Here is a 26220-nt window from a genome sequence, read left to right on the forward strand (position 1 = left end):
CTGCGGGCCGCTAGGGTGAGCGCGTGACGGTGTTCCGGATCGGCGAGGCAGCCGAACTGCTCGGGGTCAGCGCGGACACGGTCCGCCGCTGGATCGACGCCGGCAAGCTGCCGGCCACCCGCGACGAGCACGGCCACCGGGTGCTCGACGGCGCCGACGTGGCAGCGTTCGTCCGCGCCCCCGGCCACCCCGAGCTGTCCTCGGCCCGCAACCGGCTGCGCGGCATCGTCACCGCCGTCGTCAAGGACACCGTGATGGCCCAGGTGGACATCCAGGCCGGGCCGTTCCGTGTGGTGTCGCTGATGAGCCGCGAGGCCGTGGACGACCTCGACCTCCAGGTCGGCTCCGTCGCCGTCGCGGTGATCAAGTCGACCACCGTCGTGGTCGAGCGCGCCCCCGCCACCACCCCCAGGGGAAGGACAAGCCCGTGACCGTACGGTGGATCCGCGCCGCGCTCGCCGCCGCGCTGGTGGGGGCGCTGGGCCTGACCGCCTGCGGCGGCGCGGACGAACCGGCCGGTCCCGACGGTGCCGGTCCGGTGACCGTGTTCGCCGCCGCCTCGCTCACCGAGTCGTTCACCACGCTCGGCAAGGACTACGAGGCCGCCCACCCGGGCAGCAGCGTCACGTTCAACTTCGGCGGCAGCTCGGGCCTCGCCACCCAGATCACCCAGGGCGCACCCGCCGACGTGTTCGCGGCCGCCTCCCCGGCCACCATGAAGACGGTCACCGACGCCGGTGACGCCGACGGCGAACCTGCTGTGCTGGTCCGCAATCAGCTCGTCGTCGCCGTACCCCGTGGTAACCCGGCCCGGGTCGGCGGCCTGGCCGACCTCGCCCGCCCCGGCGTCAAGGTGGCGCTCTGCGCCGAGCAGGTGCCCTGCGGCGCCGCCGCGCGTACCGCCCTGGACGCCGCGGGCGTGCGGCTCACCCCCGCCACGCTCGAACAGGACGTCAAGGGCGCGCTGGCCAAGCTGCGTCTCGGCGAGGTCGACGCGGCACTGGTCTACCGCACCGACGTCCGCGCCGCCCCCGGGCTCGACGCGGTCGAGTTCCCCGAGTCGGCGCGCGCGGTGAACGACTACCCGATCGTGGTGCTGCGCGCCGCCGGGAACCCGGCCGGCGCCCGCGCCTTCGTCGACTTCGTCCGCTCCGACGCCGGGATCGCCGTGCTCACCGCCGCCGGGTTCCAGGCGCCGCCCGGCGCATGAGCCGCACCGTACGCCGGCAGCGGGTGCCGATCGCCCTGCTCGTGCCCGCCGGGCTCGGCCTGACCTTCCTCGTCCTGCCGCTTGCCGGCCTGCTGCACCGGACGCCCTGGACCACGCTGCCCCAGCGGCTGGCCGAGCCGGGTGTGCTCACCGCGCTGCGGCTGTCGCTGGAGACCGCCACCGTCGCCACGCTGCTCTGCGTGGCGCTCGGCGTACCCCTGGCCTGGCTCTTGGCGCGGGTGGAGTTCCCCGGCCGGCGGCTGGTCCGGGCGCTGGTCACGGTGCCGCTGGTGCTGCCGCCGGTGGTCGGCGGCGTGGCGCTGCTGCTGGTCTTCGGCCGGCGCGGGCTGGTCGGGTCGTGGCTCGACGAGACGTTCGGGGTGACGCTGCCGTTCACCACCGCCGGGGTGGTGCTGGCCGAGGCGTTCGTGGCCATGCCGTTCCTGGTCATCGCCGTCGAGGGGGCGCTTCGCGGCGCCGACCCCCGGTACGAGGAGGCCGCCGCCACGCTCGGCGCCGGACGGTTCACCACCTTCACCCGGGTCACGCTGCCGCTCGTCGCCCCGGGCGTGGCGGCCGGGGCGGTGCTGTGCTGGGCTCGCGCGCTCGGTGAGTTCGGGGCCACCATCACGTTCGCCGGCAACTATCCCGGCCGCACCCAGACCATGCCGCTGGCGGTCTACCTGGCGCTGGAGACCGACCTGCAGGCCGCGATCGTGCTGAGCCTGATCCTGCTCACCGTCTCCGTGGTCATCCTCGCCGCCCTGCGCGACAAATGGGTCGGGACGACATGAGTGTGCTGGACGCGCATCTGGTCGCCGAGCGGGACGGGTTCACCCTCGACGTGCGGCTGCGCATCGCCGCCGGTGAGGTGGTGGCGCTGCTCGGCCCCAACGGCGCCGGCAAGACCACAGCGCTGCGGGTGCTCGCCGGGCTGCACCCCCTCACCGCCGGGCACCTCACGCTCGGCGGCGCCGACCTGGACCGGCCGGACCGCCGGGTGTGGACGCCGCCGGAGCGGCGGCCGGTCGGCGTGGTGTTCCAGGACTACCTGCTGTTCCCGCACCTCAGCGCGTTGGACAACGTGGCGTTCGGGCCGCGCCGCCGGGGCGCGGACAAGCGCGCCGCCCGCGCCCGTGCCCAGGAGTGGCTGGACCGGGTCGGCCTCGGCGACCAGGCCCGGCGCCGGCCCCGGCAGCTCTCCGGCGGGCAGGCGCAGCGGGTCGCGCTGGCCCGCGCGCTCGCCGTCGACCCGGCGCTGCTGCTGCTCGACGAGCCGCTCGCCGCGCTCGACGCCCGGACCCGGCTGGACACCCGCGCCGAACTCCAGCGCCACCTCGGCGCGCACCCCGGCGCGACGCTGCTCGTCACCCACGACCCCCTCGACGCCCTGGTGCTCGCCGACCGACTGGTCATCGTGGAGCACGGCCGGGTGGTGCAGGAGGGCGACGCCGCAACCGTCACGGCCCGGCCGCGCACCGACTACGTGGCCCGGCTGGTCGGCCTCAACCTGCACCGCGGCCGCGCCGACGGACACACCGTGACCGTCGGTGAGCTGACGCTCACCACCGCCGACACCGTCCACGGTGAGGCGTTCGTGGCGTACCCGCCGGCCGCCGTCGCGCTGCACCCGTCCCGGCCCGAGGGCAGCCCGCGCAACGTCTGGGCCGCCACCGTCACCGGCGTGCAACGCCACGGCGACAACCTGCGCGTGCAACTGGCCGGGCCGGTCGAGGTCGCCGCCGACGTCACGCCCGCCGCCGCGGCCCATCTCGGACTGATCCCCGGCCGGTCGGTCTGGGCCGCGGTCAAGGCAGCCGAGACGCAGGCCTATCCGGCGTGACAAACACCGCTGGTCGCGACATGTGCGCAGGTGAGAGGTTTGATCTGCGCTCAACCGGTCACTGGGACGGTAGCGACGACGCAAAGGGGGACACGGTGCCCGACACGATCCGCAACAGGTCCAGTCTGGACGCCGACCTGCCACGGGGAGTCACCGACCCGTTGCTCTGGCGGGCCGCGTACGACGTTGCAGTCGCCCACCGGCCCGACGAGTCCGGCCGGTGCGAGAGCCTGCTGTGTGACGGCCAGGTAGCGCCGTGTGACGCGCTGACCGCCGCCCACCGGGCCATGGAACTGGCCGGGGACCGGCACGCCGACCGGGCCGAGCCCGAGACCTGGCGTACGGAGCAGCGTCGGCGCGCCGCCTGAGCATCGGGTCGCGGGCGGTTCGAACCGTGGACGCCCCGCTTCCGTGTTTATGATCGACAACTCGGTCGGAATGCGGGGAAGAGGAGAGTTCGTGACGGTCGACGCCCACGCGTTCTGGCTCCGCGCCCCCGGCCAGGGCGAGATCCGGCCGGTCCGGCTCGCCGCGCCCGGCCCCGGTGAGGTGCTGGTCCGCACGCGCTTCTCCGGCGTCAGCCGCGGCACCGAGACGCTCGTGTTCACCGGCCGCGTCCCGGCCGACCAGCACGACGCGATGCGGGCGCCGTTCCAGGAGGGCGACTTCCCGGCCCCGGTCAAGTACGGCTACCTGAGCGTCGGCACCGTCGAGGCGGGCGACGAGCGGCTGCTCGGCCGTACCGTCTTCTGCCTCTACCCGCACCAGAGCGCGTACGTGGTCCCGGCCGACGCCGTGACCGTCGTGCCGGACGGTGTGCCGGCGCAGCGCGCGGTGCTGGCCGGCACCGTGGAGACCGCTGTGAACGCGCTCTGGGACGCCGCGCCGCTGGTCGGCGACCGGGTCACGGTGATCGGCGGCGGGATGGTCGGCTGCGCGGTCACCGCGCTGCTGGCCCGTTTCCCCGGCGTCCGGGTCGAACTCGTCGACGCCGACCCGGCCCGCGCCGACGTGGCCTCCGCGCTCGGCGCCGGCTTCGCCACGCCCGCCGACGCGACCGGCGAGCGCGACCTCGTGGTGCACGCCAGCGCCACCGCCGACGGGCTGCAACGCGGCCTGGAACTGCTGCGCCCCGAGGGCACGGTGCTGGAGCTGAGCTGGTACGGCGACCGGCCGGTCACGCTGGCGCTGGGCGGCGCGTTCCACTCCCGACGGCTGGGCATCCGCAGCAGCCAGGTCGGCACCGTGTCGCCCCGGCGGGCCGGCCGCAGCTACGCCGACCGGCTCGCGCTGGCCCTGGACCTGCTGGCCGACCCGGTGTTCGACGCGCTGCTCACCGGCCGGTCCCGCTTCGACGACCTGCCCGACGTGCTGGACCGGCTCGCCTCTGGCGAGCTGCCGGCGCTGTGCCATCTCATCACCTACGGCGAGGAGTGATCGTGTTCAGCGTGACCGTCCGGGACCACATGATGGTCGCCCACAGCTTCCGCGGCGAGGTCTTCGGCCCGGCCCAGCGGCTGCACGGGGCGACGTTCGTCGTCGACGCCACGTTCCGCCGCGCCGAGCTGGACGACGACGGGATCGTGGTCGACATCGGGCTGGCCACCGAGCAGCTCAAGGCCGTGCTCGCCGAGCTGAACTACCGCAACCTCGACGACGAGCCCGCCTTCACCGGGGTGAACACCACCACCGAGGTGCTCGCGCGGACGATCGCCGACCGACTCGCCGACGGGGTGCACGCCGGCCGGCTGGGGGAGGGCGCGCGCGGGCTCGCCGGGATCACCGTCACCCTGCACGAGTCGCACATCGCGTGGGCGAGCTACGAGCGGTCGCTCTGACCGGATGACAGTCGTCCACGTGGTGCTGCCGGGCGACATCGACGACCCGGCGGACCCCAGCGGCGGCAACGCCTACGACCGGCACGCCTGCCGGGGCCTGGCCGCGCGTGGCTGGACGGTACGGGAGCACATGGTCCCCGGCGGCTGGCCACACCCGGGGCCACGGGAACGCGCCGACCTGGCCGGGCTGCTCGGCGGGCTGCCCGACGGCGTCCCGGTGCTGCTCGACGGCCTGGTGGCCTCGACCGTGCCGGACGTGCTCGCCCCGCACGCCGCGCGGCTGCGCCTGGTGATCCTGGTGCACCTGCCGATCGAGGGCGAGACGGAGGCACGGTCACTGGCGGCGGCCACCGCAGTGGTCGCCACCAGCGCGTGGACCCGCGACCGGCTGCTCGACCGCTACCGGCTGCGCCCCGAACGGGTGACCGTCGCGCCACCCGGCGTCGACCCGGCGCCCGTCGCCGACGGCACGCCCGGCGGGGGACGGCTGCTCTGCGTCGCGGCGGTCACCCCGGTGAAGGGCCACGACGTGCTCGCCGCCGCGCTCACCGAGGTGGCCGACCTGGACTGGACCTGCGACTGGGTCGGTCCGACGGACCGGGACCGCGCGTTCGCCGACCGGCTGCGCGGACGGCTCACCGCTACCGGTCTCGCCGGCCGGGTCCGGCTCACCGGTCCGCGCACCGGACCCGACCTGGCCGCCACGTACGCGGCAGCCGATCTGCTGGTTCAGCCCTCCCGGCGGGAGACGTACGGGATGGTGGTCACCGAGGTGCTGGCCCGGGGCGTACCGGTGCTGGCGAGCGACACCGGCGGCCTGCCGGACACGCTCGGGCACGCCCCCGGCGGCGAGCGACCCGGCCTGCTGGTGCCGCCGGGTGACCCGGGCGCGACCGCCGCGGCGCTGCGCCGCTGGCTCACCGACCCGGGCCTGCGGGACCGGCTGCGCCGCGCCGCCCGGCAGCGGCGGCACACCCTCACCGGCTGGCCGGTCACCGTGGACCGGCTGGCGACGGCACTCAAGGAGGCGACCGCGGCATGACCACCTCACTCCCGCCCGGCTTCGCGGACTGGCTACGACTGCGCGAGCCCGCCGACGCGGCGGCCCGCAGCGCCGAGCTGGCCGACGCGGTCCGCGACCGGCTGCCCGCCGGCCGGCCGATCGTCGTGCACGACCTGGGCAGCGGCACCGGCTCGATGGCCCGCTGGCTCGCGCCCCGGCTGCCCGGCCCGCAGCGCTGGGTGCTGCACGAACGCGACGCGGACCTGCTGGCGCTGGCCCGGGCCGGACGGCTCACCGCCGCCGACGGCACCGAGGTCTCGGTGACCACGCGCGGCTCCGACGTCACCCGGCTGACCGCCGCCGACCTGGCCGACGCCCACCTGGTCACCGCGTCCGCGCTGCTGGACATGCTCACCGCCGAGGAGGTCGAGCGGATGGCGGCGGCCTGCGCCGGCCACCCGACGCTGTTCGCGCTCACCGTGACCGGACGGGCCGAGTTCACTCCGCCGGACCCGCTGGACGCCGAGCTGACCGCCGCGTTCAACGCCCACCAGCGTCGTACCGTCGACGGCCGGGTCCTGCTCGGGCCGGACGCCGTGGACGTCACGGTGGCCGCGTTCCGCCGTCACGGCGTCGAGACGCTCGTGCGGCCGACCCCGTGGCGGCTGGGCCCGGAGCAGGCGGAACTGGCCGCGGAGTGGCTCACCGGCTGGGTCGACGCGGCGGTCGAGGAACGACCGCATCTGTCCGGGCCCGCCGCGACGTATCAGAAGTGGCGGCTCACCGAGGCCGCCGCCGGCCGGCTCGAGGTGGTGCTGCACCACGCCGACCTGCTCGCCGGCTGAACCGTACCGGCTGCTGGCACGTGACAACCGGTGGGAACAAGGGAGGACCGTTTGTCACACGTCGCCGTCGCCGGACCCGTACCGGCCGTCGCATCCGTACCGATCCGGCCACGCCGGGCCCGGCTGAACGGAGCCTGGGTACGCCCGCTGCTCGGGCTGGCGGTGCTCGCCGCGCTCGTCGCCTCGGTGGGCACCGGCCCGTTCCTGGCCGGGCTGCGGCTGATCGACGCGCCGGCGCTGGCCGCCGCGCTCGGCATCGGCGTGATCACCACCGTCTGCTGCGCCTGGCGCTGGTCGCTCGTCGCCGGTGGGCTGGGCGTACGGCTGCCGATGCGCGCCGCGGTGGCGCACTGCTACCGGGCGGTCTTCCTCAACTCCACGCTCCCCGGCGGCGTGCTCGGCGACGTGCACCGGGCGGTACGGCACGGCCGCGACGCCGGGGACGTGGCCCGCGGCGTCCGGGCGGTGGTGTGGGAGCGCACCGCCGGGCAGGTGGTGCAGGTGGTCATCGCGGTGGCGCTGCTCGCCGCGTTCCCGTCGCCGGTGCGCCGGTACCTGCCGGCCCTCGCGGCCGTGCTCGCCGTGGTCGCGCTGGCGCTGGTGCTCGCCGCCCGCGCGGTGCCCCGCTCCGGGGCGTCCCGGCTCGCCCGGGCCGCCCGGACGGCTGTCGCCGACGTCCGCTCCGGGGTGCTGGGCCGCCGGACCTGGGCCGGCGTGGTGGTCGCCTCGACCGTGGTGTTCGCCGGTCACCTGGCCACGTTCGTGGTGGCGGCCCGCACGGCCGGCGCGGAGGCACCGCTGTCGCACCTGCTGCCGCTGACGCTGCTCGCCCTGCTGGCCATGGCGGTGCCGTTGAACGTCGGTGGTTTCGGGCCGCGCGAGGGAGTGGCCGCGTGGGCGTTCGCCTCGGCCGGGCTGACCGCCGCGCAGGGTGTGGCGACCGGCACGGTGTACGGCGCGCTGGTCCTCGTGGCCAGCCTTCCCGGCGCCGCGGTGCTGCTGGCACGGCGGATGCCTCGGCGCGAGCCCGGCAACTGTCGGTGATCCCGCCTACGGTGGGGGAGCGAGGTGTGCGTCGCCGGGTCCGCCCGGCGACCGGAGGACAGGAGAACCATGGACGAAACGCTGCCCGCCGCGACGGTCCGGACCCGCGTGACGGTTCCGCTCCGGTTCCCCGACGGCTACGTGACCACGGCCCGCGTGCACACCTTCCACGGTCTCGTCGACGGCCGCGAGCACCTGGCGTTCGGGCTCGGTGAGCACGCCGAAGCCGACCCGCCGCTGGTCCGCCCGCACAGCGAGTGCCTCACCGGGGACGTGTTCGGCAGCCAGCGCTGCGACTGCGGCCCGCAGTTGCGCGAGGCGGTCGAGCGGATCGCCGAGGCCGGTGGCTACCTGCTCTACCTGCGGCAGGAGGGGCGCGGCATCGGCCTGTACGCCAAGCTCGACGCGTACGCCCTCCAGGACGGCGGCCTCGACACGTACGAGGCGAACCTGGCGCTCGGGCGCGGTGCGGACGAGCGCGACTACACGGTGGCCGCGCAGATGCTCGCCGCGCTGGGCGTGGACCGGGTGGCCCTGCTCAGCAACAACCCGGACAAGGCGGCGCAGCTCGAACGGCTGGGCGTGACGGTGGCCGACCGGGTGTCCACCGGTGTGCACCTGTCACCGGCGAACGCGGGCTATCTGGCGGCCAAGGTGACCCGCGCCGACCATGCCCTCGACCTGCCGTTCGTGCCGTGACGACCCGCCCGTACGTGCTGCTCAGCTGCGCGATGTCGATCGACGGCTACATCGACGACGCGACGACCGAGCGGCTGCTGCTGTCGAACGACGACGACCTGGACCGGGTCGACGCGACCCGGGCCGGGTGCGACGCGATCATGGTGGGCGCGGCCACCGTCCGCCGCGACGACCCTCGCCTGCTGGTGCGCAGCGAGCGCCGGCGCGCCGAGCGGGTGGCGCGCGGGTTGCCGCCGTCGCCGGTGAAGGTGACTGTCACCGGCAGCGGCGACCTCGATCCGCAGGCCCGGTTCTTCACCGCCGGTGACGGGCTCAAGCTGGTGTACTGCCCGAGCGGCGTGGTGGACAAGGCCCGCGAGCAGGTGGGCGCGGTGTCCACGGTGGTGGACGCCGGTGATCCGGCCACTCCGGAGGCGGTGGTGGCCGACCTGGCCGGGCGCGGGGTGGCGCGCCTGATGGTGGAGGGCGGCGGCTCGGTGCACCGCCAGTTCCTGACCGCCGGCCTGGCCGACGAGTTGCACCTGGTGGTGGCGCCGTTCTTCGTGGGGGACGGGCGGGCGCCGCGCTTCGTCGGGGACGGCCACTTCCCGTGGCACCCGGGGCGCCGGGCCCGGGTGGTCGAGGTGCGCCAGATCGGCGACGTGGTCCTCACCCGCTACGCGTTGTCCGACCGCTGCCCGGCCTGACCGCCGTGTCGATCCGGTCCGCCCTTGTGCAAGCTCATCGACGTGATTAGTTTGTTGACCATCCATACGAACTAATCCACTGCGCTTCCCTTCCCGAAGGGGGACCGATGACCGCGCACCACCCCGACCCGGGCTCCTCCCGCCGCCGCTTCCTCGGCCTGGTCGGCCTCGGCGTGGCCGCCACCGCCACCGGCCCGCTGCTCGCCGGCTGCTCGGAGAAGCCGGCCGGCTCCGGCGCCGCCCAGGACCTCGACGCCGTCTCCGGCCTGCTGCCCACCCGCAAGGACCTGCCCGGCGCCGTCAAGCCCGACATCGTGGGCACCCGTCCGGTGCCCGACGGCTACACCCGCTATCCGGCGAACCTCGTCGACGCCATCACCGACAAGCCCGGCACCAGCGGCAAGCAGGTCACCGCGATGACCCCCGCCTGGGGGCCGGCGCCGCCCGGAGTCGCGCAGAGCGCCTACCTCCAGGCCGTGAACGCCGAGCTGGGCGTGCCCGTCAACTTCACCATCCAGGACGGCGCCACCTACGCCGACAAGCTCAACGCGATGCTCGGCGCGCGGGACGTACCGGACCTGCTGTGCGTGCCGGGGTGGGAGGTGGAGAAGATCCCGCGCTTCGCCGAGGCGATCAAGGTGCTCTTCGAGGACCTGACCGACCACCTCAAGGGCGACGCCGCCGGCGCGTACCCGATGCTGGCGAGCTTCCCCACCGGGGCCTGGCGGCGCGCGGTCTGGAACGAGCGGATCATGTCCGTGCCGAACCCCACGGACGGGCCGTTCCCCTGGGCGCTGTTCACCCGCAAGGACCTGCTCGACGCGCGTGGCCTGGCCGTGCCGGCGAACCTCGACGACCTGCTCGCCGTGGCCAAGCAGGTCACCGACCCGGCGCGCAAGGTGTGGGCGTTCAACGACGTCTTCGCCATGATCCAGATGTTCCACAAGGTGCCGGGCCACAAGGGCGGGTGGCGGGTCAAGCCCGACGGCACCCCCGAGTTCAAGTACGAGACCCCGGAGTTCCGCCGCGCACTGGAGGTCATGGCCAAGATCTACGCGGACGGCCTGGTCCACCCGGACATCGTGGCCAGCAAGGGCGCGGACGCCAAGCAGCTGTTCGCCAAGAACGGCGCGATCGTGTTCCACCAGGACGGCGTCGGATTCTGGCAGGGCGCCCAGGCCGAGCACCAGAAGACCAACCCCAGGCTGAACATCCAGCCGGTGCCGATCTTCTCCGCCACCGGCGGCGACCCGCTGGTCTGGGGCGACGACGAGCCGATCTCCTACACCTTCGTCAAGAAGGGCCTCGGCAAGGACCGGGTTCAGGAACTGCTGCGGATCATCAACTGGTGCTCCGCGCCGCTGGGCAGCCAGGAGGCCCAGCTACGGGACTTCGGCGTCGCGGGCAAACACCACACCCCGTCGCCGAACGGTCCCGTCAAGACCGACCTGGCGTTCAAGGAGATCGCCAACCAGTACTTCTTCATCAGCGGCCGCAACCCCACCATCGGGCCGTTCCCGGACACCCCGCGCTTCGTGCCGGACGTGCTCGCGTACTCCAACGAGATGGTCAAGCACATGGAGCCCAACCCCTGGGCCGGGGTGAAGCTGGAGATGCCCGCGGCCTACAAGGCCAACCAGGTGCCCACCGAGGACAAGTTCACCGACGTGCTGCGCGGTCGCCGACCGCTGAGCGACGTGGACGCCATCGTCGCGGAGTGGAAGGCGAACGGCGGCGAGGAGGCCCGCAAACTGCTCGCCGACTCGCTGCCCAAGGAGGGCCGGTGAACGAGCCGGCCGTCCTGGCCGGGCCCGAACGGGCCCGGCCGGACGCGCCGGCCCCACCGGGCCGTCCGCCCCGCCGTCGCCCGTCCCGCCGCCGGGTGCCGCTGCGCACCCGGCTGCGCCGGGACTGGCAACTGCTCGCCATGGTGGTGCCCGGCTTCCTCGTGCTGCTGATCTTCAGTTACCTGCCGATCGCCGGCAACGTGATCGCGTTCCAGGACTACAACCCGTACCTGGGCGACAACCCGTGGCAGGCGTTCCTGCACAGCGACTGGATCGGCTTCGGGCAGTTCCAGCTGCTGTTCGACGACCCGGCGTTCTGGGACGCGTTCCGCAACACGCTGGCGATCACCGCGTTCCAGCTCGTCTTCTTCTTCCCGCTGCCGATCCTGCTGGCCATCGCGCTGCACAACCTGATGTCCAGCCGGCTGCGCGGCCTGATCCAGACGATCGTCTACCTGCCGCACTTCTTCAGCTGGGTGCTGGTGGTCACGTTCTTCGTCGCGATGCTCGGCGGCGCCGGGCTGCTCGCCCAGAGCATGCGCGAGGCCGGGATGCAACCGTGGAACGTGATGACCAACCCGGACACGTTCATCGTCCTGGTCACCGTCGAGGCGGTGTGGAAGGACGTCGGCTGGGGCACCATCGTCTTCCTCGCCGCGCTGTCCACCATCGACCAGAATCTCTACGAGGCCGCCGCCGCGGACGGCGCCGGCCGGTGGCGGCGGCTGTGGCACATCACGCTGCCCGGCCTGCGCCCGGTGATCGTGCTGCTGCTCATCCTGCGCCTGGGCGACGCGCTCTCGGTCGGCTTCGAGCAGTTCCTGCTGCAACGCGACGCCGTCGGCCGGCAGGCCGCCGAGGTGCTCGACACCTTCGTCTACCACTTCTCCATCGCCACCGGGAACTACGGCTACGGCGCGGCGGCCGGACTCTTCAAGGCCGTCATCGGGCTGGTGCTGATCCTGGCCGCGAACCGCGTGGCGCACATGCTCGGCGAACGAGGGATCTACTCGAAGTCATGACCACGCTCATCCGCCGGGCGTCCGGCACCCGATCCCGCCGGCCGGTGTGGCAGGAACCGCCCACCCCGGTCGGCCAGGGGCTCAAGGCCGTCGCGCTCACACTGCTGGTGGCGGGCGTGCTGTTCCCGCTCTGGGTGATCCTGGTGACCAGCCTCTCCTCCCGGGAGACCATCGCGCGGGCCGGCGGCCTGGTGGTCGTGCCCCGGGGGATCGACACGTCCGCGTACGAGACCATCTTCGCCGGTGGCGCGGTCACCCGGGCGCTGTGGATCAGCACGCTCGTCACCGTGATCGGCACCGCCATCGCGTTGACGGTCACCGTGCTCGCCGCGTACGGGCTGTCCCGGCCGGGCTCGCTGGGCCACCGCTGGCTGCTGGCGTACTTCCTGATCCCGTTCCTGGTCTATCCGCCGCTGGTGCCGCGCTACCTGGTGGTCACCGGGCTGGGCCTGAAGGACACCATCTGGGCGCTGGTCCTGCCGCCGGCGATCAGCGTGTTCAACCTGGTCGTGGTGCGCGGGTTCTTCCAGGGCATCCCGTCGGAACTGCTGGACAGCGCCCGCATCGACGGCGCGAGCGACTTCCGGACGCTCGCGCGCATCGTGCTGCCGCTGTCCCGCGCGGTGATCGCCGTGGTCGGCCTGTTCTACGCGGTCAGCTACTGGAACGTCTGGTTCGACGCTCTGCTGTTCATCGACCGCAACGACATGTACCCGATCCAGCGGGTGCTCCAGAGCTACCTGCTGGCCGGGCAGGCCCCGCACACCTCCGGCGCGAGCAGCGGGGTGACCATGCCGCCGACCGAGGCGATCAAGATGGCGGTGGTGGTGCTGACGGTCGCCCCGATCGTCGCTGTCTACCCGTTCATCCAGCGGCACTTCGTCAAGGGCGTGCTGATCGGCGCGGTGAAGGGCTGAGGCCGCAGGTCCGTCAGAGCACCTGGGACAGGAAGCGCCGCAGCCGCGGGTGCTCCGGTGCCTCGAACACCGCCTCCGGCGGCCCGGCCTCCAGCACCACGCCCGCGTCCATGAACGCCACCGTGTCGGCGACGCTGCGCGCGAACCCCATCTCGTGGGTGACCACGACCATCGTCATCCCGGCGGCGGCCAGGTCCGCCATCACCGCCAGTACGCCCTTGACCAGCTCCGGGTCCAGCGCGCTGGTCGCCTCGTCGAACAGCATCACCTGCGGGCGCAGCGCGAGCGCCCGTGCGATGGCGACGCGCTGCTGCTGGCCGCCGGAGAGCTGCGCGGGCCGCGCGTCCGCCTTGCCGGCCAGGCCGACCAGGTCGAGCTGGGCGCGGGCCAGCGCCACCGCCTCGTCCTCGCTCAGCTTCTTGAGCTTGCGCAGCGCCAGCGTGATGTTGCGCAGCACGCTCAGGTGCGGGAACAGGTTGAACTGCTGGAACACCATGCCGATGCGCTGACGCAGCGCGTCCGGGTCGTCGCGCAGCACGCTGCGCCCGTCCAGCAGCACGTCACCGCGGTCCGGCTCGATCAGCCGGTTGACGGTGCGCAGCAGCGTCGACTTGCCGGAGCCGGACGGGCCGATGACGCAGGCCGCGCGGCCCCGGGCCACGTCGAGGTCCGCGCCGCGCAGCACCCGGTGCGCGCCGAAGGCCAGGTGCACGTCGCGGACGGCCAGGCTGACCGAGGTCGTGGTGGTCATCGCGGGTCCTTTCCGGACGGGGTGAGGTCGGCCGGCTCGGTGTCGGGCTCGGGCGGCGCGGCGGGGCGGCCCTGCCGCAGGCGCCGGTCCAGCCAGTTGACCGCGTGGGTCAGCGGCACGGTCAGCACCAGGTAGAACAACCCGGCCAGCAGCAGCGCGGACTGGTTGCCGGTGTTGGCCGCGTAGTCCTGCCCGATCCGGAACAGCTCCCGCTGGCTGGCCAGCAGGCCGAGGAAGTAGACCAGGCTGGAGTCCTTGATCAGCGCGATGAGCTGGTTGACCCAGGCGGGCAGCACCCGGCGTACTCCCTGCGGGATGATCACCAGGCGCATCGCCTCACCCCACGAGAAGCCGAGCGCCCGCGCGCCCTCCAACTGGGCGGCCTCGACGCTCAGGATGCCGGCCCGGAAGATCTCACCGAGGTAGGCGGCGGCGATCAGGGACAGCGCCAGCACGCCGAGCGGATAGGGGTTCGGGCCCCACACCTGCATGCCGAGCGGCGCCAGGCCCACGCCGATGAGCAGGATGGTCGCCGCGGCCGGCAGGCCGCGGAACACGTCGGTGTAGACCCGCGCCGGCCACCGCAACCATCGGGTACGCGAGATGCCGGCGACGGCCAGCAGCATGCCCAGCACCGAGCCGAGCAGGGCGGCGGAGACCGCCAGGGTGAGCGTGTTGGGCAGCCCGACGGTGAGCATCTCGGGCAGCGCCTCGCGCATCGAGTCCCAGTCGAAGAACGTCTCCCACAGCGTGCTCAGTGGATCCATGTCCGCTCCGTCCGCCCCGCTCGTGCTCGGTTACCGGTTCAGGAGGCGGCCGACGGCGACGGCACCGCCACCGACCCGCTGCCCGGCTTGAAGTCGGCCGGGACCGGCCGCCCCGGGTAGTACTCGGCCTGCAGGCGGCTCCACGTGCCGTCGGCGATGACCTCGTCGAGGCCCTTGTTCAGCGCCTCGCGCAGCTTGTCGTCGCCCTTCGCCACCGCGTACGCGGTCGGGGTGGGGCTGAGCTGCTTCGCCGCGACCTTGATCTTGCCGTTGCTGTCGGCGGCGGACTTGTCGCCGATCTCGGCCGGGGCGATCCAGGCGTCGGCGGTACCGGCCTTGAGCTGGTTGATCGCGCTGTTGTAGTCGGGCACCCGCACCGGGTCGAGGTTCTGCTTGGTGGCGTAGTCGTCCTGCACGGTGCCCTGGACCACCACCACGCGCTTGCCGGCGAGCTGGTCGAAGCCGGTGATCGGTGAGCCGGCCGGCACGTCCAGGCCGAAGTAGCCGAAGTCGTAGCCGTTGCCGAAGTCCACTGTCTTCTTCCGCGCCTCGGTGATCGTGATCGAGGAGCTGCCCACGTCGAACTTGCCGCTGTTGACCTGGGCGAGCAGGCCGGAGAAGTCGGTGCCGACGAACTCCACCTTCAGGTCGATCTTGGCGGCCACGGCACGCAGCAGCTCGTTGTCGAAGCCGGTGAACTTGCCGTCCTTCAGGAAGACGTTCGGCGGGGCGTCGGTGAGCGTGCCGGCGCGGATCACGCCGGGCTGGAGCAGGCCGTACGGGTTGTCGGCCGCGGTGGTGTCGTCGTTGCCGCAGGCGGTGAGCGCGGTGACGGCGAGCAGGGCGGCCGCGCCGACGGCGACGGCACGGGTCAGGACGGTACGGAAACGCACGATGTCTCTCCAGAGTGGATGGACGCGCGGGGTGCGCGTCGGCGCCGGCCCGCCGGACGGACGGCCGGGCCGGAGAAGGGTGGATCGGGGAAAGGAGGGTGGCGTTCGCTCAGCGCGCGAGGCGACAGGCGTCGCTGCACACCCGCATCAGGTCGACATGGCGGCGCTTGACCAGCGCGAAGCGGGCCGGGTACGCGGCGACGTCGCCGGATGGGGTGGAGGGTGGTGCGGACATCGGTCTCCCTGGTCTGGTGCTGACCTGGGTGCCAGGCCACGCTTGCACCGGCGGCTGCCGGTGCCTGGTCTTCACCCGGGGCACCCCACCGCGGAGGAGGGTTGCCGGCCAGCGAGCCGGGGCTTCGCGCTGGCGCTCATGACCTGCCCAGAAGGCTAGCAGCACCGCCGCGGCGGTCGTCCAGCGGTTATGACCACCCTCACGCGCCGGGGCCTTCAGCCGGTTCCGTTCCGGCCGGACCGCGGAGCCGGTCCTCGATGTCCGGGATGACGAAGCAGATCTCCAACGTCTTCAACTCGGCCCAGAACCGCAGCACGACGCTCCGCCAGGCGGCGCCACCCGCGACGGCGAGCAGAGCCGGCCCGGCGAGGACCGCCGCGGTCCCGCCGAACCCGCGACCGGCTTCGACAACGGCCAGGACCGCGCCGAGAAGCAGCGGCACCGTGGCGTTCCGCATCATCAGCCCGATCGCCCGCATCCGTGTCGCCTCGGCGGCCACCTCCCGGTTGTGCAACTCGGCCGCTGCGAGCAGCACCCCCCAGGGCGCGGTGAGCATCCGCGAGCCGGCCGCGCCGAGGGCCTGCTCCGCGAACACCCGGCGGGCGTCGAATCGGCCCCAGTTCCAGAACGGCAGTGCCCGGTCGACGACACGACCGAGGCCGTACGTGGCGTTGCCCAGCACGTAGGCGAGCAGCAGGGCCAGGAGCAGGAGCAGCGGCGTGGGCTGCCGGCTCAGGTCGTCCAGCCGCACCCAGTCCTGCCGGACCGCGAGGTAGGCGGACAGCGTGAGGTAGAGCGACCCGGGGGTGAGGTAGGTGAAGAGGTCGAAGATGCCGATGCTGAAGGTCATCAGTCCTCGCAGGGCCCGGAGGTGGCGACGCCGGAAGGGGGCCGGTCCCGGTCCACGCTAGGTGACCGGCACAACGCCGCCCGTCACGACCACCTCACGCCCGGGGCCTCACCGCCGGGCCGGGACGACCGGCGCGTCCCGGCCGGTGCCGTGCCGCGACGGGCTGCGCTGCTCGTGGTAGTCCTGCTCGACGTTGACGGTCCAGACGTCGTGCTCCGCGCCGTGCGCGATGTTCTCCGCGGTCAGCATCGCGGTGAGCATGGAGTGGTCGGCGTTGTTGTACCGGTGCATGCCGTTGCGGCCGACCGGGTGCACGTTCGGCACGTTCGCTGCGAGCCAGTCCCGGATCACGTCGACGTTGCGCTGGTACCGCTCGTCGTAGACCGGGTACGCCTTCGGCATCCGGACCACGTAGCCCGCCTCCACGCACCCGGGCTTGACCAGGCCCAGCCGTTCCAGCTCGGCGGTGGCGAACGCGATCAGTTCGGCGTCCGGCGTCCGCCACATCTCGTCGCCCTCGAACACGAAGTACTCCAGCCCCAGGCAGGTCCGCCCGTCCTTCACCAGGTACGGCGACCAGGAGCCGAAGTTCTGGATCCGGCCCACCCGGGCCGCCGGGTCGTGCACGTAGATCCAGTTGTCCGGGAACGAGAACTCCTCCGGCACCACCAGCGCCACGGTCAGGAAGTCCCGGTACCGCAGGTCGTCGGCGGCGGCCCGCACCTCGGGCGGCGCCTCCGGGCGCATCGCCCGCACCAGCGCGGAGATCGGCATCGAGGAGATCACGTGCGCAGCCGGCTCGGTGCGCTCCCCGCCCGCGTCGGCCACCGTCACGGCGGTGGCCCGCCGCGCGGCCGGATCCCGGTGCACCTCGGTCACCCAGACGCCGGTACGAACGGTGCCGCCGCGCTTGGCCACCTCCTCGGCGCAGCGCTCCCACATCATCCCGGGGCCGTGCTTCGGGTACTGGAACTCCTCGATCAGGCTGGTCACGTCGGTGCGGTTGCGCCGGGGCAGCAGCGCGTTGCGCACCGCCGTCGCCAGCGACAGGTTCTTGATCCGCTGGGCGGCCCAGTCGGCCTGCAACCGGTCCGCCGGCATCCCCCAGACCTTCTCCGTGTACGTCTTGAAGAAGATCGAGTAGAGCCGCCAGCCGAACCGCGCCGACACCCACCCCTCGAAGTGCGACTGGTCCTTCGGCGGGCGCAGCCGGGCCCGGCCGTACGAGCCCAGACAGCGCGCCGCCTCCAGCAGGCCGAGGTTGCGCAGCGCGTTGCCGGCGCTGAGCGGGTAGTCGAACAGCGCGCCCCGGTAGTAGATCCGGCTCATCCGTGGCCTGAGCAGGAAGTCCTCGTCGGGGAGGATCTCGTGCCAGAAGTCCTCGACCCGGGACACCTTGGTGAAGAAGCGGTGCCCGCCGATGTCGAAGCGCCAGCCGTCGCGCTCCACCGTCCGGCTGATCCCGCCCACCACGTCGTCGGCCTCGTAGACCCGGACCGGCTCGCCGTGCCGCAGCAGCTCGTACGCGGCGGTCAGCCCGGCCGGCCCCGCCCCGATGATCACGGTCCCGTCGCCGTCGCCCATGCCGTACGCGCCCCCCGCCTGCCGATGCGGCAGCGCGCATACCCACCCTGGCGGCGTCCTCACCTGCCGATCAGCGCCGATCCGCGACGGCTGCGCCGGGTGTGGACCGGTCCGGACGGGGAACGCGCACCGGGTTTTGCGGCCGGGCGAGTCGGCCCGAGGGCCGGACGGTGGGAGCGCGATGGCGGACGAACGGCGGGTCGACCCCGGCGGCGGGGCGCGCGCCGGGCGTACCCGGTGGTGGTCGCGGGGAGTCTCGGTCGCCCGCCGGCTGCCCGAGCCGTGGGGATTCGTGCTCGCCGTCTTCGCCGGCTCGAAGCTCGTGCTCAGCCTGATCGGCGTGCTGGTGCTCACCGCCTGGGACGGAGTGCCGGGCGCGCCGCCGGCCGACGAGACCGCGATGCGGGCCCAGCAGGACGCGATCTCGTCCCACCGTTGGTTCTCGCTCTGGTTCGCCTGGGACTCGTTCCTCTACGAGCACCTGGCCCGGCTGCCGCTGGACCGGCCCTGGCCCGACTTCGGCTTCCCGCTGCTGTACCCGTTCCTGGCCCGGCCGCTCGCGCCGCTGCTCGGCGGGCACACCGCATGGGCGCTGCTGCTCGTGAGCAACGTGGCGCTGGTGTTCCAGCTCTACTACGCGTACCGGCTGGGGGGCCGGCTGCTCGGCGGCGCGGGAGCGGCCGACGGCCGGCGAGCGGTCCGGTACCTGCTGCTCCTGCCGACGGCGTTCCTGTTCCAGGCGGCGCTGACCGAGTCGCTGTTCGTCTGCCTCGCGCTGGCCGCCTTCTGGTACGCCGAGCGGAGCCGCTGGCTGCTCGTCGGCGTCGTCGGCTACTTCCTGGCGATGAGCCGCTCGGTCGGGTTCCTCGTGGTGGTGCCGCTGGCGCTGGTGCTGCTGCGTGAACACGGCTGGCGGGCCGGACCCCGGGCGTGGCCGCGGCTGCTGCGGCAGGGCTGGCCGCTGCTGCTGGTCCCGGCGGGCTGGCTGACGTTCATGGCCTTCTGCCGCTGGCAGAGCGGCGACTGGTTCGCCTACCAGCACGCCCAGGAGACCGGCTGGGGGATCCGGCTGCAGAACCCGATCGCGACGGCCGCGTCCGCGCTGACCGGCGGCAACTCGGCCGACGCGCTGCGGGTCTGGATCGCGGTGGCGACGCTGGCGGTGGCGGTCGTCGGGCTGCGCCGCCGCGCCGACTGGCCGTACCTGGTCTACACGCTCGTCATGGTGCTGGTGCCGCTGTCGATGGGGCCGCCGGTGTACAAGAGCCTGCTGCGCTACCTGCTCGCCGCCTTCCCGGTCGCGTTCGTGCTGGCCCGCTGGTCGCGGCGGCCCGGCCTCGACGGCTGGCTCACCGCCGCGCTGGCGCTGCTCCAGGGCGCGTTGTTCGCGGTCTGGCTCACGTACTGGACCCACCTGATCATCTGACCGCCGTGGCTGTGGCCGTGGGCGCTGCCCGGCGGTTGACACCCGACGACGCCAGCCCGTGCGACGACGTGCCGGCTCAGGCGGCCAGGGCGGTGGTGAGCCGGCGGGCCTCGGCGACGAGCCGGCTGCCGCCGCCCCGGGCCACCACGTCGGCCAGCCCCGGTACCTCGATCCGCACGCCCGTCGCGGTCGCCGTGTCCGCCGCCAGCGCCAGCAGGTCCGGCGTGCCCCGGGGCGGCGTCGGCGCGCCGAGCAGCGGCGGCAACGCCGAGGCGAGCAGCCGCCACACGCTCAGCGGGGCGCCCGCCGCCACCGCGTCGCGCAGCGGCGTGACCGCCCGGGTCAGCGTCACCTGCCCGCCGGACGCCAGCGCGCCGAGGTGCCCGCCGGTCGCCGGCGCGTCCAGGTCACCGGCGGCGGCCAGGATCAGCACCGCGTCGAGCGCGGCCACCCGGTCCGCCTCGTGGCGGGCGCACAACCCGTAGGCCAGCGCCAGATCGAGGGCCGGTCCGCCCGCGCCCGTGCACTCGGCCAGCACCGGCAGGGCCGCGGCGTGCCCGAGGGTGTCCTCCTGCGCCGCGCCGGCCACCTCGGGCAGCAGGTGAGCGGCGACCACGCCCCGGTGGCCGGGCAGGACGGCCGGCCAGACGTCACCCCAGCCGTCGGTCCACCGGCCGATCGGCGTGGGCGTCAGGGTGAGCAGGCCGAGCCGGTCCTCGACGCCGTCCGGCGGGGTGAGCGCGACGAGCGTCCGGCCCTCGGGCAACTGGTCGTAGCCCCAGTCGTACCCGGCCGACCGCGCCCGCCGGCCCACCGTCACCACCTGCTGCGCGGGGGCCGGCACGGCGTCGCCGCGCAGCCAGCGGGCCAGCTCGTCACCGGCCGGCGTGCGCAGCGCCGCGGCGCGTTCGGCAAGCGGCCCGTCGACGCCGGCCGGCAGGCGCAGCAGAGCCTGCGCGAGATCCCAGCGCCACACCGGACGGTCACCCAGCGCCGCCAGCCGTTCGTAGAGCGCCACCGGCTCGATCGCCCCGGTGACCGAGGTCGGCGCGGACAGCAGGCCCGGATCGTCGCGTCCGTCCAGCCGCTGCCCGATCTCGGCCAGCCGGGTGCAGGCGAGCTGGACGGGCGCGGGCCGGCGTGTGGCCGGAACCGGCGGACCACCCCGGAACGGGAGCGGCGCGCGCGGGCGGGACTCGGCCAGCAGCGTGCTCCACTGGTCGCGCCGGGTCGCCGCCTCGGCCGCGCCGCAGACGGCCAGCAGGAGCCCGTGCATCTGGACCGAGATGTTGAACACCGACCAGGGATGGTCGTACGCGCCGACCCGCTCGCGGCGCACCACAGGCGGGAGCGCCGCCGCGAGCCGTTCGCGGTCGGCGGTGCCGAGCCGGACCAGCCCGTCCATGACGCGTTCCGCCGTCAGCGCGGGCCAGCGTCGGCCGAGCGACGCCGCGACCTCCTCCACCAGTTCGTCCACGTCCTGGATCGGCGGCGGCGCGGCCGCTGCCGGCAGCGGCGGCGGCAGGTCGTCGCGGGCCTCGGCCACTGAGGCGACGGCCACCGGCCGGTGACCGTGGCGCTGCGCCAGCGTCAGCGCGCGCTCACGCAGGCCGGCGTCCGGATGGCCGGCCGCCACGGCGAGCACCGCACCGATCTCCGGGGCCCGGTCCGGGTGCTGCCGGGCCAGCCGGTCGAGCCAGGACACCTGCGCCCGGACCAGCGCCTTCTCCGGCCGGGCCAGCACCGTCCGGGCGGCCTCCCACAGCGCCTCGGGCTCGGCGACGTCACCGGCCTGCCGCAGCGTCCGCTGGGCGGCGCGGGCCACCGGCCCGGGGCCGTCGGCGAGCAGCCGCAGGTAGGCGCTCGACCGCACGGCCACCTCGTCCGGGGTCGGCGCCAGCAGGTCGTGCAGGACCAGGAACGGGCGCAGCGCGCCCGGCCGGTCGCCGCGCAGCAGCCTGCCCAGGACGCCGTTGAGCAGGACCGCCCGGTCGAGCCGGCCCTCCGCGGCCAGCGCCACCAGTGCCCGGGGCACCGCCTCCGTGCCCGTACCGTCGCCGCGGGCCAGCTCGGTGCCCACCCCGTCCACCTCGAACAGGCGCGGCAACAGCGCGTCGAGGAACGGGTCCGCGCGCAGCCGGTCCACGGTCGGCGGTCGCGTCCCGCGCGGGTCCGGCCAGCCCTGCGCCGCGGCCCAGCCTCGCACGAAGTCGTCCCCGGTCGGCGGCGGAGCCTTCTCGGCCGTCAGGAGGCCGGCGACGAACCGCCAGCCCGCGACCATCCGGTCCCGGGGGAGCCGGTCGGCCAGCTTGTACGCCACGTCGGCCAGCCAGGTCACCCCGCGTTCCCGGGCGACGTCGACCACCGGCGCCGCGTCGACGCCGTTCAGCCAGACCGAGCGGCGGCCGAGCAGCGCGGCCACCTTCGTCGGGGTGCTCAGCGTCCCCACCGCTGCGACCGCCAGCGTCGCCGCCTCGCCCTGCCACCACCAGGCGTCCCGCCTGCGGCGCACGTCGGCGACCAGCTCGTCGCCGAGTGCCCGCCGGGCCGGCTCGTCCAACCCGGCCAGGGCCGACCGGACCTGCGACATCCTGCCGCGCACCACCGCCTCGGCGAAGCCGGTCACGACAGCGCCCCCACCGGCGCCGCGACCATCGACACGGCCAGCGCGTGCCGGCACGGCCCCCGCTGCCCGCGGTGCCGCGCCCACCAGCGGCAGGAACAGGAGTACGCGCCGTCCGGGTGCCGGCGTACCCGGTAGGTCTCGGCATCGGTGCGTACCGTCGCGTTCTCGCCGTCGCGCTCGACGGCGCCGCGCTCGACGAGCGCACGCGCGCCGACCAGCCGCGGGTTGTCCCGCTCCGCGCGGCCCGCGTCGTAGGGCATCACCCGGTGGAAGTACGCCCCGTCCGCCACGTCGTACCCGACCCGCCCGGCGGTGCCCAGCTGGGCGAGCGCGGCACGCACCCGCTCGTCGGGCAGCGCGGCGGCGTCGGCCAGCGCGGCGACGTCGATCGCCGGATCCCAGTTGAGCAGCGCGCCGACCAGCTCCGCGTCGTCGACCACGTCGTCACCGGCGAGCGCCGCCAGTGCGGCGCCCTCACCGGAGAACCCCCGGTACGGCTCGGGGGACAGCGTCAGCGACAGCCGCAACGCCCCGGTGTCCAGCTCCCACGTGCTCGGCACGGCGGGGGAACCGGTGCGCACCGCCGGGCCGTACACCCGCAGGGTGCGCGCGTGCCGCAGCACGCCGCGCAGCGCCGCGAGCCGGCCCGCGCCGGCCAGGCAGACAGCGCCCGGCACCGGGCGGGAGGTCAGCCGCAGCGTACGCCCGGCGGGCACCGCCCACAGCACACTCCGGTCACCGGCGGCGGGCAGCCGGCGCAGGAACGCCGCCGCCTCCGCCGCCGCGATCTCGGCGCGCGGCTCGAAGCCGGCGGTGAGCACGTGCACCTCGGCGAAGCCGCGCAGCCAGCGGCCGGGCAGCGGCACCTTCCGCTCGACCACCGAGCCGTCCATGGTGGAGACGGTCAGGTCGTCCGGGCCGACCGCCACGTGCAGCGGCTCGATGCCGCCCACCCGGGCCAGCGCCTCCCGCAGCGGCGGGTTCACGTCCACGTTCGTGGTGCCGTGGCCGCTGATCTCCCCGTCCAGCCCGGCCGGCAGCACGTCCATCCGCGCGTACACCCCGCAGCAGCCGGAGAACGACTCGAACCGCAGGCGGCCGCGGCTGCCGGTCACCACCGGGTCCAGACTGGCCGGGTTGACCGGCTGGTGGTAGCGGGTGCGGGCCACCTCGGCGACGGCGAGCAGCCCGGCCGCCGCCGCGGCGGGAGCGGTGAGGAAACCGGCGAAGAAGCGCGGGTTGGCCGCCGGGCCGCCGCAGGTCTGCAGGTCGAGACCGGCGGCGCGCAGCGCGGACGGCTGAAGATATCGGTACGTCTGGACGGCGTTCACGGCGCAGACCGTAGAGGGACCGACCGACAAAAGCGCGACGGTCCTGCTAGCTTCCCCTGATGTTCGCCCACGCCCTCACCGACGACGCCGAGCTGCGTCCACTGTCGCCCTGGCACGCCGACGAGTTCCTGGCCAACCTCGACCGCTGCCGCGACCACATCTCGCCCTGGGTCGGCGCGTCCTTCGTCGCCACCGACGCCGAGTCGGCCCGCAAGGTCCTCCAGGCGTACGCCGACCGGTGGGCCCGCGACGACGGCGGCATCTGGGGCATCTGGCAGCGCGGCACGCTCGTCGGCGGCGTGCTGTTCGTGTCGCTGAGCACCGAACGCGGGGTGTGCGAGGCCGGCTGCTGGCTGGAACCCGGCGCCGAGGGACAGGGCCTGGTCACCCGCGCCGCCCGCTTCGTCATCGACTGGGCGGTACGGGAGCGCGGCATCCACCGCGTCGAGTGGGTCACGAAGGCCGGCAACGAGCGCAGCATCGCCGTCGCGCGGCGGCTCGGCATGAGCCGCGACGGCGTCATGCGCGGCGCCGCACCGATGCCCGACGGCCGCGCCGACCTGGAGGTCTGGTCCGTGCTGGCGCCGGAGTGGACCGCCTGACCGGGAAATTGTCGTACCCGGACGTGAACATCTGTCCATGGCTGTCCCCGCACTGGCCGACCGGTCCCCCCAGCCGCGCGCCCTGCCGCTGCGCGAGGTCCGCACCCGGCTCACCCAGCTCGTCTCCCTGGCCGAGCTGACCGACACCGTCACAGTCGTCACCCGCGACGGCGATCCCCGGCCGGTCGCCGCGATCGTGCCCGCGTCCGCCGCCCGCACCGGCGCCCAGGCCCGCGCCGACGCCGAACGCGTCGCCGCGATCAGCGCCGGCTGGGCCCGCCGCCTGGAGGAGCTGCACCGGCAGTCCAGCCGGCGGCACGCCGCCGAGCTGCGGGCGCTGGCCGACGCGCTCGCCGAGGCGTGGGCCGAACTCGACCGCCGCGCGCCGGCCGGCGACGCGGCGCTGACCCGGCTGCGCGCCGCGCACGCCGACCTGCTGCGCCGCTGACCCGTGGCGTCCCGCCCGGTCTACGCGGGACGCCACGGGCGCGCGGTCAGCTCCGGCCGCGCTCGGCCCGGTAGCGGCGGATCAGCTCGGCGGTCGAGGTGTCCACGTCGGCCAGGTCCGGGTCCGGCCCGGTGAGCTTCGGCGCGAGCTGGTTGGCCATCACCTTGCCCAGCTCCACACCCCACTGGTCGAAGGCGTTGATGTCCCAGATCGCGGCCTCGGTGAACGTGATGTGCTCGTAGAGCGCGATCAGCTGACCCAGCGTCGCCGGGGTGAGCTTCGGCGCCAGGATCGAGGTGGTCGGGTGGTTGCCCGTCATCACCCGGTGCGCCACCACCTCGGGCGCGGTGCCCTCGGCCTCCACCTGCTCCCGGGTCCGCCCGAACGCCAGCGCGGCGGTCTGGGCGAAGAAGTTCGACATGAACAGGTCGTGCATGTCGCCCAGGTCGTGGTTGGGCCGGCTGAACGCGATGAAGTCCGCCGGGATCAGCCGGGTGCCCTGGTGGATGAGCTGGTAGAACGCGTGCTGCCCGTTGGTGCCCGGCTCGCCCCAGAAGATCTCCCCGGTCGGGTACGTCACCGGCGAGCCGTCGACGCGTACCGACTTGCCGTTGCTCTCCATGGTGAGCTGCTGGAGGTAGGCGGGGAACCGGTGCAGGTACTGCGAGTAGGGCAGCACCGCGTGGGTCTCCGCGCCGAGGAAGTCGGTGTACCAGACGTTGAGCAGGCCGAGCAGCGCCGGCACGTTGCGCTCCACCGGGGCGGACCGGAAGTGCTCGTCGACCGCGTGGTAGCCGGCCAGCATCTCGCGGAACCGGTCCGGCCCGATCGCCAGCATGACCGACAGGCCGACCGCGGACGGCAGCGAGTAGCGTCCGCCCACCCAGTCCCAGAAGCCGAACATGTTCTCCGGGTCGATGCCGAAGTCGCGGACCCGCTGCTCGTTGGTGCTGACCGCGACGAAGTGCCGGGCGATCGCGTCGTCGTCGGCGTCCAGCCCGGCCAGCAGCCAGCGCCGCGCCTGGTCGGCGTTGGCGAGCGTCTCCTGGGTGGAGAACGTCTTGGACACCACGACGAACAGCGTGCTCGCCGGGTCCAGGTCGGCGGTCTTGTCGTGGATGTCGGTCGGGTCGATGTTCGACACGAACCGGCAGCTGATGCCCGCGTCGCGGTACGCCTTCAGCGCCTCGTACGCCATCACCGGCCCGAGGTCGGAGCCGCCGATGCCGATGTTCACGACGGTGGTGATCCGCTCGCCGGTGTGGCCCCGCCACGAGCCGGAGCGCACCCGCTGCGCGAACGCCGACATGCGGTCCAGCACGGCGTGCACGTCGGCGACCACGTCCTGGCCGTCCACGGTGAGCGACGCGTCCGCCGGCAGGCGCAGCGCGGTGTGCAGCACCGCCCGGTCCTCGGTGACGTTGATGTGCCGGCCGGCGAACATGGCCGCGATCCGGTCGGTCAGGCCGACCCGCTCGGCGAGCGCGCCGAGCAGCGCGATGGTCTCGTCGGTGACCAGGTTCTTGCTGTAGTCCACGTGCAGGTCGGCGACCTCACCGGTGAGCCGCTCACCCCGCTGCCCGTCGGCGGCGAACAGGTCGCGCAGGTGCGTGGCGCGCATCGCCTCGGCGTGCTTGCGCAGCGCCTGCCATTCGTCGGTGGTGGTGACGTCCACAGCCATCGGGTCGATCTTCTCCTTCACGACGGGCGGTCGGCCGGCGCGCGCCGGCGAACCTCACAAGCCTGCCACCCGGACCGGTCGCGCGCGACGCGACCCGGCGGCGACCACCGTGCGGGCGGGTCTTTCCGGTCA

27 protein-coding genes and 1 riboswitch are annotated in these 26220 nt (G+C 74.1%); of the genes, 18 read left to right on the forward strand and 9 right to left on the reverse strand.

Annotated features, from left to right (window positions below):
- Positions 1 to 23: 23 nt before the first annotated feature.
- The 15 genes from BFV98_RS02110 to BFV98_RS02180 all read left to right on the forward strand — a co-directional run bounded on the left by BFV98_RS02110 (position 24) and on the right by BFV98_RS02180 (position 12894).
- The gene (locus tag BFV98_RS02110; protein ID WP_013286770.1) at positions 24 to 431 is read left to right on the forward strand and encodes a molybdopterin-binding protein; all 408 of its coding nucleotides are present in this window, start codon (positions 24 to 26) and stop codon (positions 429 to 431) included.
- Positions 428 to 1210 (forward strand): molybdate ABC transporter substrate-binding protein, encoded by a 783-nt coding sequence (gene modA / locus BFV98_RS02115; protein ID WP_071094627.1) that lies wholly within the window; start codon positions 428 to 430, stop codon positions 1208 to 1210. The genes BFV98_RS02110 and modA overlap by 4 nt, the downstream gene beginning before the upstream one ends.
- A complete protein-coding gene (locus tag BFV98_RS02120) occupies positions 1207 to 2004 on the forward strand; it encodes an ABC transporter permease (RefSeq protein WP_071094629.1) in 798 nt (265 codons plus the stop codon). Before modA ends, BFV98_RS02120 begins: the two co-directional genes overlap by 4 nt.
- Positions 2001 to 3053 (forward strand): ABC transporter ATP-binding protein, encoded by a 1053-nt coding sequence (locus tag BFV98_RS02125; RefSeq protein WP_071094630.1) that lies wholly within the window; start codon positions 2001 to 2003, stop codon positions 3051 to 3053. Before BFV98_RS02120 ends, BFV98_RS02125 begins: the two co-directional genes overlap by 4 nt.
- Positions 3054 to 3148: 95 nt before the next feature.
- The gene (locus BFV98_RS02130) at positions 3149 to 3421 is read left to right on the forward strand and encodes a hypothetical protein (RefSeq protein WP_071094632.1); all 273 of its coding nucleotides are present in this window, start codon (positions 3149 to 3151) and stop codon (positions 3419 to 3421) included.
- Positions 3422 to 3470: 49 nt separating this feature from the next.
- Positions 3471 to 4490: a zinc-binding alcohol dehydrogenase gene (locus BFV98_RS02135; protein ID WP_369830060.1), complete on the forward strand. Its 1020-nt coding sequence runs from the start codon at positions 3471 to 3473 to the stop codon at positions 4488 to 4490.
- A gap of 2 nt (positions 4491 to 4492) precedes the next feature.
- Positions 4493 to 4891, forward strand: a complete 399-nt coding sequence (locus BFV98_RS02140) for a 6-carboxytetrahydropterin synthase (RefSeq protein ID WP_071094636.1) — start codon at positions 4493 to 4495, stop codon at positions 4889 to 4891.
- Between the two features lie 4 nt (positions 4892 to 4895).
- A complete protein-coding gene (locus tag BFV98_RS02145; protein ID WP_071094638.1) occupies positions 4896 to 5933 on the forward strand; it encodes a glycosyltransferase family 4 protein in 1038 nt (345 codons plus the stop codon).
- A complete protein-coding gene (locus BFV98_RS02150; RefSeq protein WP_071094640.1) occupies positions 5930 to 6739 on the forward strand; it encodes a class I SAM-dependent methyltransferase in 810 nt (269 codons plus the stop codon). The genes BFV98_RS02145 and BFV98_RS02150 overlap by 4 nt, the downstream gene beginning before the upstream one ends.
- 102 nt (positions 6740 to 6841) lie before the next feature.
- Positions 6842 to 7783: a lysylphosphatidylglycerol synthase transmembrane domain-containing protein gene (locus tag BFV98_RS02155; protein ID WP_174361799.1), complete on the forward strand. Its 942-nt coding sequence runs from the start codon at positions 6842 to 6844 to the stop codon at positions 7781 to 7783.
- A 69-nt stretch (positions 7784 to 7852) separates the two neighbouring features.
- Positions 7853 to 8482 carry a GTP cyclohydrolase II gene (gene ribA / locus BFV98_RS02160; protein WP_071094641.1) on the forward strand — a complete coding sequence of 210 codons (630 nt, stop codon included), beginning with the start codon at positions 7853 to 7855 and terminating at the stop codon, positions 8480 to 8482.
- Entirely contained in the window at positions 8479 to 9168 is a 690-nt protein-coding gene (locus tag BFV98_RS02165) for a RibD family protein (protein ID WP_013286759.1), read from the forward strand. The genes ribA and BFV98_RS02165 overlap by 4 nt, the downstream gene beginning before the upstream one ends.
- Positions 9169 to 9275: 107 nt before the next feature.
- The gene (locus BFV98_RS02170; RefSeq protein WP_071094643.1) at positions 9276 to 10955 is read left to right on the forward strand and encodes an extracellular solute-binding protein; all 1680 of its coding nucleotides are present in this window, start codon (positions 9276 to 9278) and stop codon (positions 10953 to 10955) included.
- A complete protein-coding gene (locus BFV98_RS02175; RefSeq protein WP_013286757.1) occupies positions 10952 to 11977 on the forward strand; it encodes a sugar ABC transporter permease in 1026 nt (341 codons plus the stop codon). The genes BFV98_RS02170 and BFV98_RS02175 overlap by 4 nt, the downstream gene beginning before the upstream one ends.
- Positions 11974 to 12894 (forward strand): carbohydrate ABC transporter permease, encoded by a 921-nt coding sequence (locus BFV98_RS02180; protein ID WP_013286756.1) that lies wholly within the window; start codon positions 11974 to 11976, stop codon positions 12892 to 12894. Before BFV98_RS02175 ends, BFV98_RS02180 begins: the two co-directional genes overlap by 4 nt.
- A 13-nt stretch (positions 12895 to 12907) precedes the next feature.
- Here the strand turns inward: BFV98_RS02180 and BFV98_RS02185 are convergent, their stop codons facing one another.
- The 6 genes from BFV98_RS02185 to BFV98_RS02205 all read right to left on the reverse strand — a co-directional run bounded on the left by BFV98_RS02185 (position 12908) and on the right by BFV98_RS02205 (position 17974).
- Positions 12908 to 13645, reverse strand: coding sequence for an amino acid ABC transporter ATP-binding protein (locus tag BFV98_RS02185; protein WP_013286755.1), 738 nt, complete (start codon positions 13643 to 13645; stop codon positions 12908 to 12910).
- A complete protein-coding gene (locus tag BFV98_RS02190; RefSeq protein ID WP_013286754.1) occupies positions 13642 to 14412 on the reverse strand; it encodes an amino acid ABC transporter permease in 771 nt (256 codons plus the stop codon). Before BFV98_RS02190 ends, BFV98_RS02185 begins: the two co-directional genes overlap by 4 nt.
- A gap of 38 nt (positions 14413 to 14450) precedes the next feature.
- Positions 14451 to 15305, reverse strand: a complete 855-nt coding sequence (locus tag BFV98_RS02195) for an ABC transporter substrate-binding protein (RefSeq protein ID WP_013286753.1) — start codon at positions 15303 to 15305, stop codon at positions 14451 to 14453.
- 109 nt (positions 15306 to 15414) lie between these two features.
- A complete protein-coding gene (locus BFV98_RS32535; protein ID WP_013286752.1) occupies positions 15415 to 15540 on the reverse strand; it encodes a hypothetical protein in 126 nt (41 codons plus the stop codon).
- 33 nt (positions 15541 to 15573) lie between these two features.
- Positions 15574 to 15684: riboswitch (SAM riboswitch) on the reverse strand.
- Positions 15685 to 15739: 55 nt separating this feature from the next.
- Positions 15740 to 16390 carry a hypothetical protein gene (locus tag BFV98_RS02200; RefSeq protein WP_013286751.1) on the reverse strand — a complete coding sequence of 217 codons (651 nt, stop codon included), beginning with the start codon at positions 16388 to 16390 and terminating at the stop codon, positions 15740 to 15742.
- A 108-nt stretch (positions 16391 to 16498) separates the two neighbouring features.
- Positions 16499 to 17974 (reverse strand): NAD(P)/FAD-dependent oxidoreductase, encoded by a 1476-nt coding sequence (locus tag BFV98_RS02205; RefSeq protein WP_013286750.1) that lies wholly within the window; start codon positions 17972 to 17974, stop codon positions 16499 to 16501.
- 181 nt (positions 17975 to 18155) lie between these two features.
- Here BFV98_RS02205 and BFV98_RS02210 point away from each other — a divergent pair, with 181 nt between their 5' ends.
- Positions 18156 to 19400 carry a hypothetical protein gene (locus BFV98_RS02210; RefSeq protein WP_013286749.1) on the forward strand — a complete coding sequence of 415 codons (1245 nt, stop codon included), beginning with the start codon at positions 18156 to 18158 and terminating at the stop codon, positions 19398 to 19400.
- 76 nt (positions 19401 to 19476) lie between these two features.
- Here BFV98_RS02210 and BFV98_RS02215 read toward each other — a convergent pair whose 3' ends face one another.
- Both BFV98_RS02215 and BFV98_RS02220 read right to left on the reverse strand, forming a co-directional pair.
- Positions 19477 to 22026, reverse strand: a complete 2550-nt coding sequence (locus BFV98_RS02215; protein ID WP_071098717.1) for a hypothetical protein — start codon at positions 22024 to 22026, stop codon at positions 19477 to 19479.
- Positions 22023 to 23357: an SWIM zinc finger family protein gene (locus BFV98_RS02220; RefSeq protein WP_071094644.1), complete on the reverse strand. Its 1335-nt coding sequence runs from the start codon at positions 23355 to 23357 to the stop codon at positions 22023 to 22025. The genes BFV98_RS02215 and BFV98_RS02220 overlap by 4 nt, the downstream gene beginning before the upstream one ends.
- Before the next feature lie 59 nt (positions 23358 to 23416).
- Between BFV98_RS02220 and BFV98_RS02225 the strand changes: the two genes are divergently transcribed.
- Both BFV98_RS02225 and BFV98_RS02230 read left to right on the forward strand, forming a co-directional pair.
- Positions 23417 to 23959: a GNAT family N-acetyltransferase gene (locus tag BFV98_RS02225; RefSeq protein ID WP_071094646.1), complete on the forward strand. Its 543-nt coding sequence runs from the start codon at positions 23417 to 23419 to the stop codon at positions 23957 to 23959.
- Between the two features lie 37 nt (positions 23960 to 23996).
- Positions 23997 to 24407 carry a hypothetical protein gene (locus tag BFV98_RS02230; RefSeq protein ID WP_013286745.1) on the forward strand — a complete coding sequence of 137 codons (411 nt, stop codon included), beginning with the start codon at positions 23997 to 23999 and terminating at the stop codon, positions 24405 to 24407.
- Between the two features lie 46 nt (positions 24408 to 24453).
- Here the strand turns inward: BFV98_RS02230 and pgi are convergent, their stop codons facing one another.
- Positions 24454 to 26088: a glucose-6-phosphate isomerase gene (gene pgi, locus BFV98_RS02235; RefSeq protein WP_071098718.1), complete on the reverse strand. Its 1635-nt coding sequence runs from the start codon at positions 26086 to 26088 to the stop codon at positions 24454 to 24456.
- Between the last annotated feature and the right edge of the window lie 132 nt (positions 26089 to 26220).

Source organism: Micromonospora sp. WMMB235 (assembly GCF_001855515.1).
Classification (GTDB): Bacteria; Actinomycetota; Actinomycetes; order Mycobacteriales; family Micromonosporaceae; genus Micromonospora; species Micromonospora aurantiaca.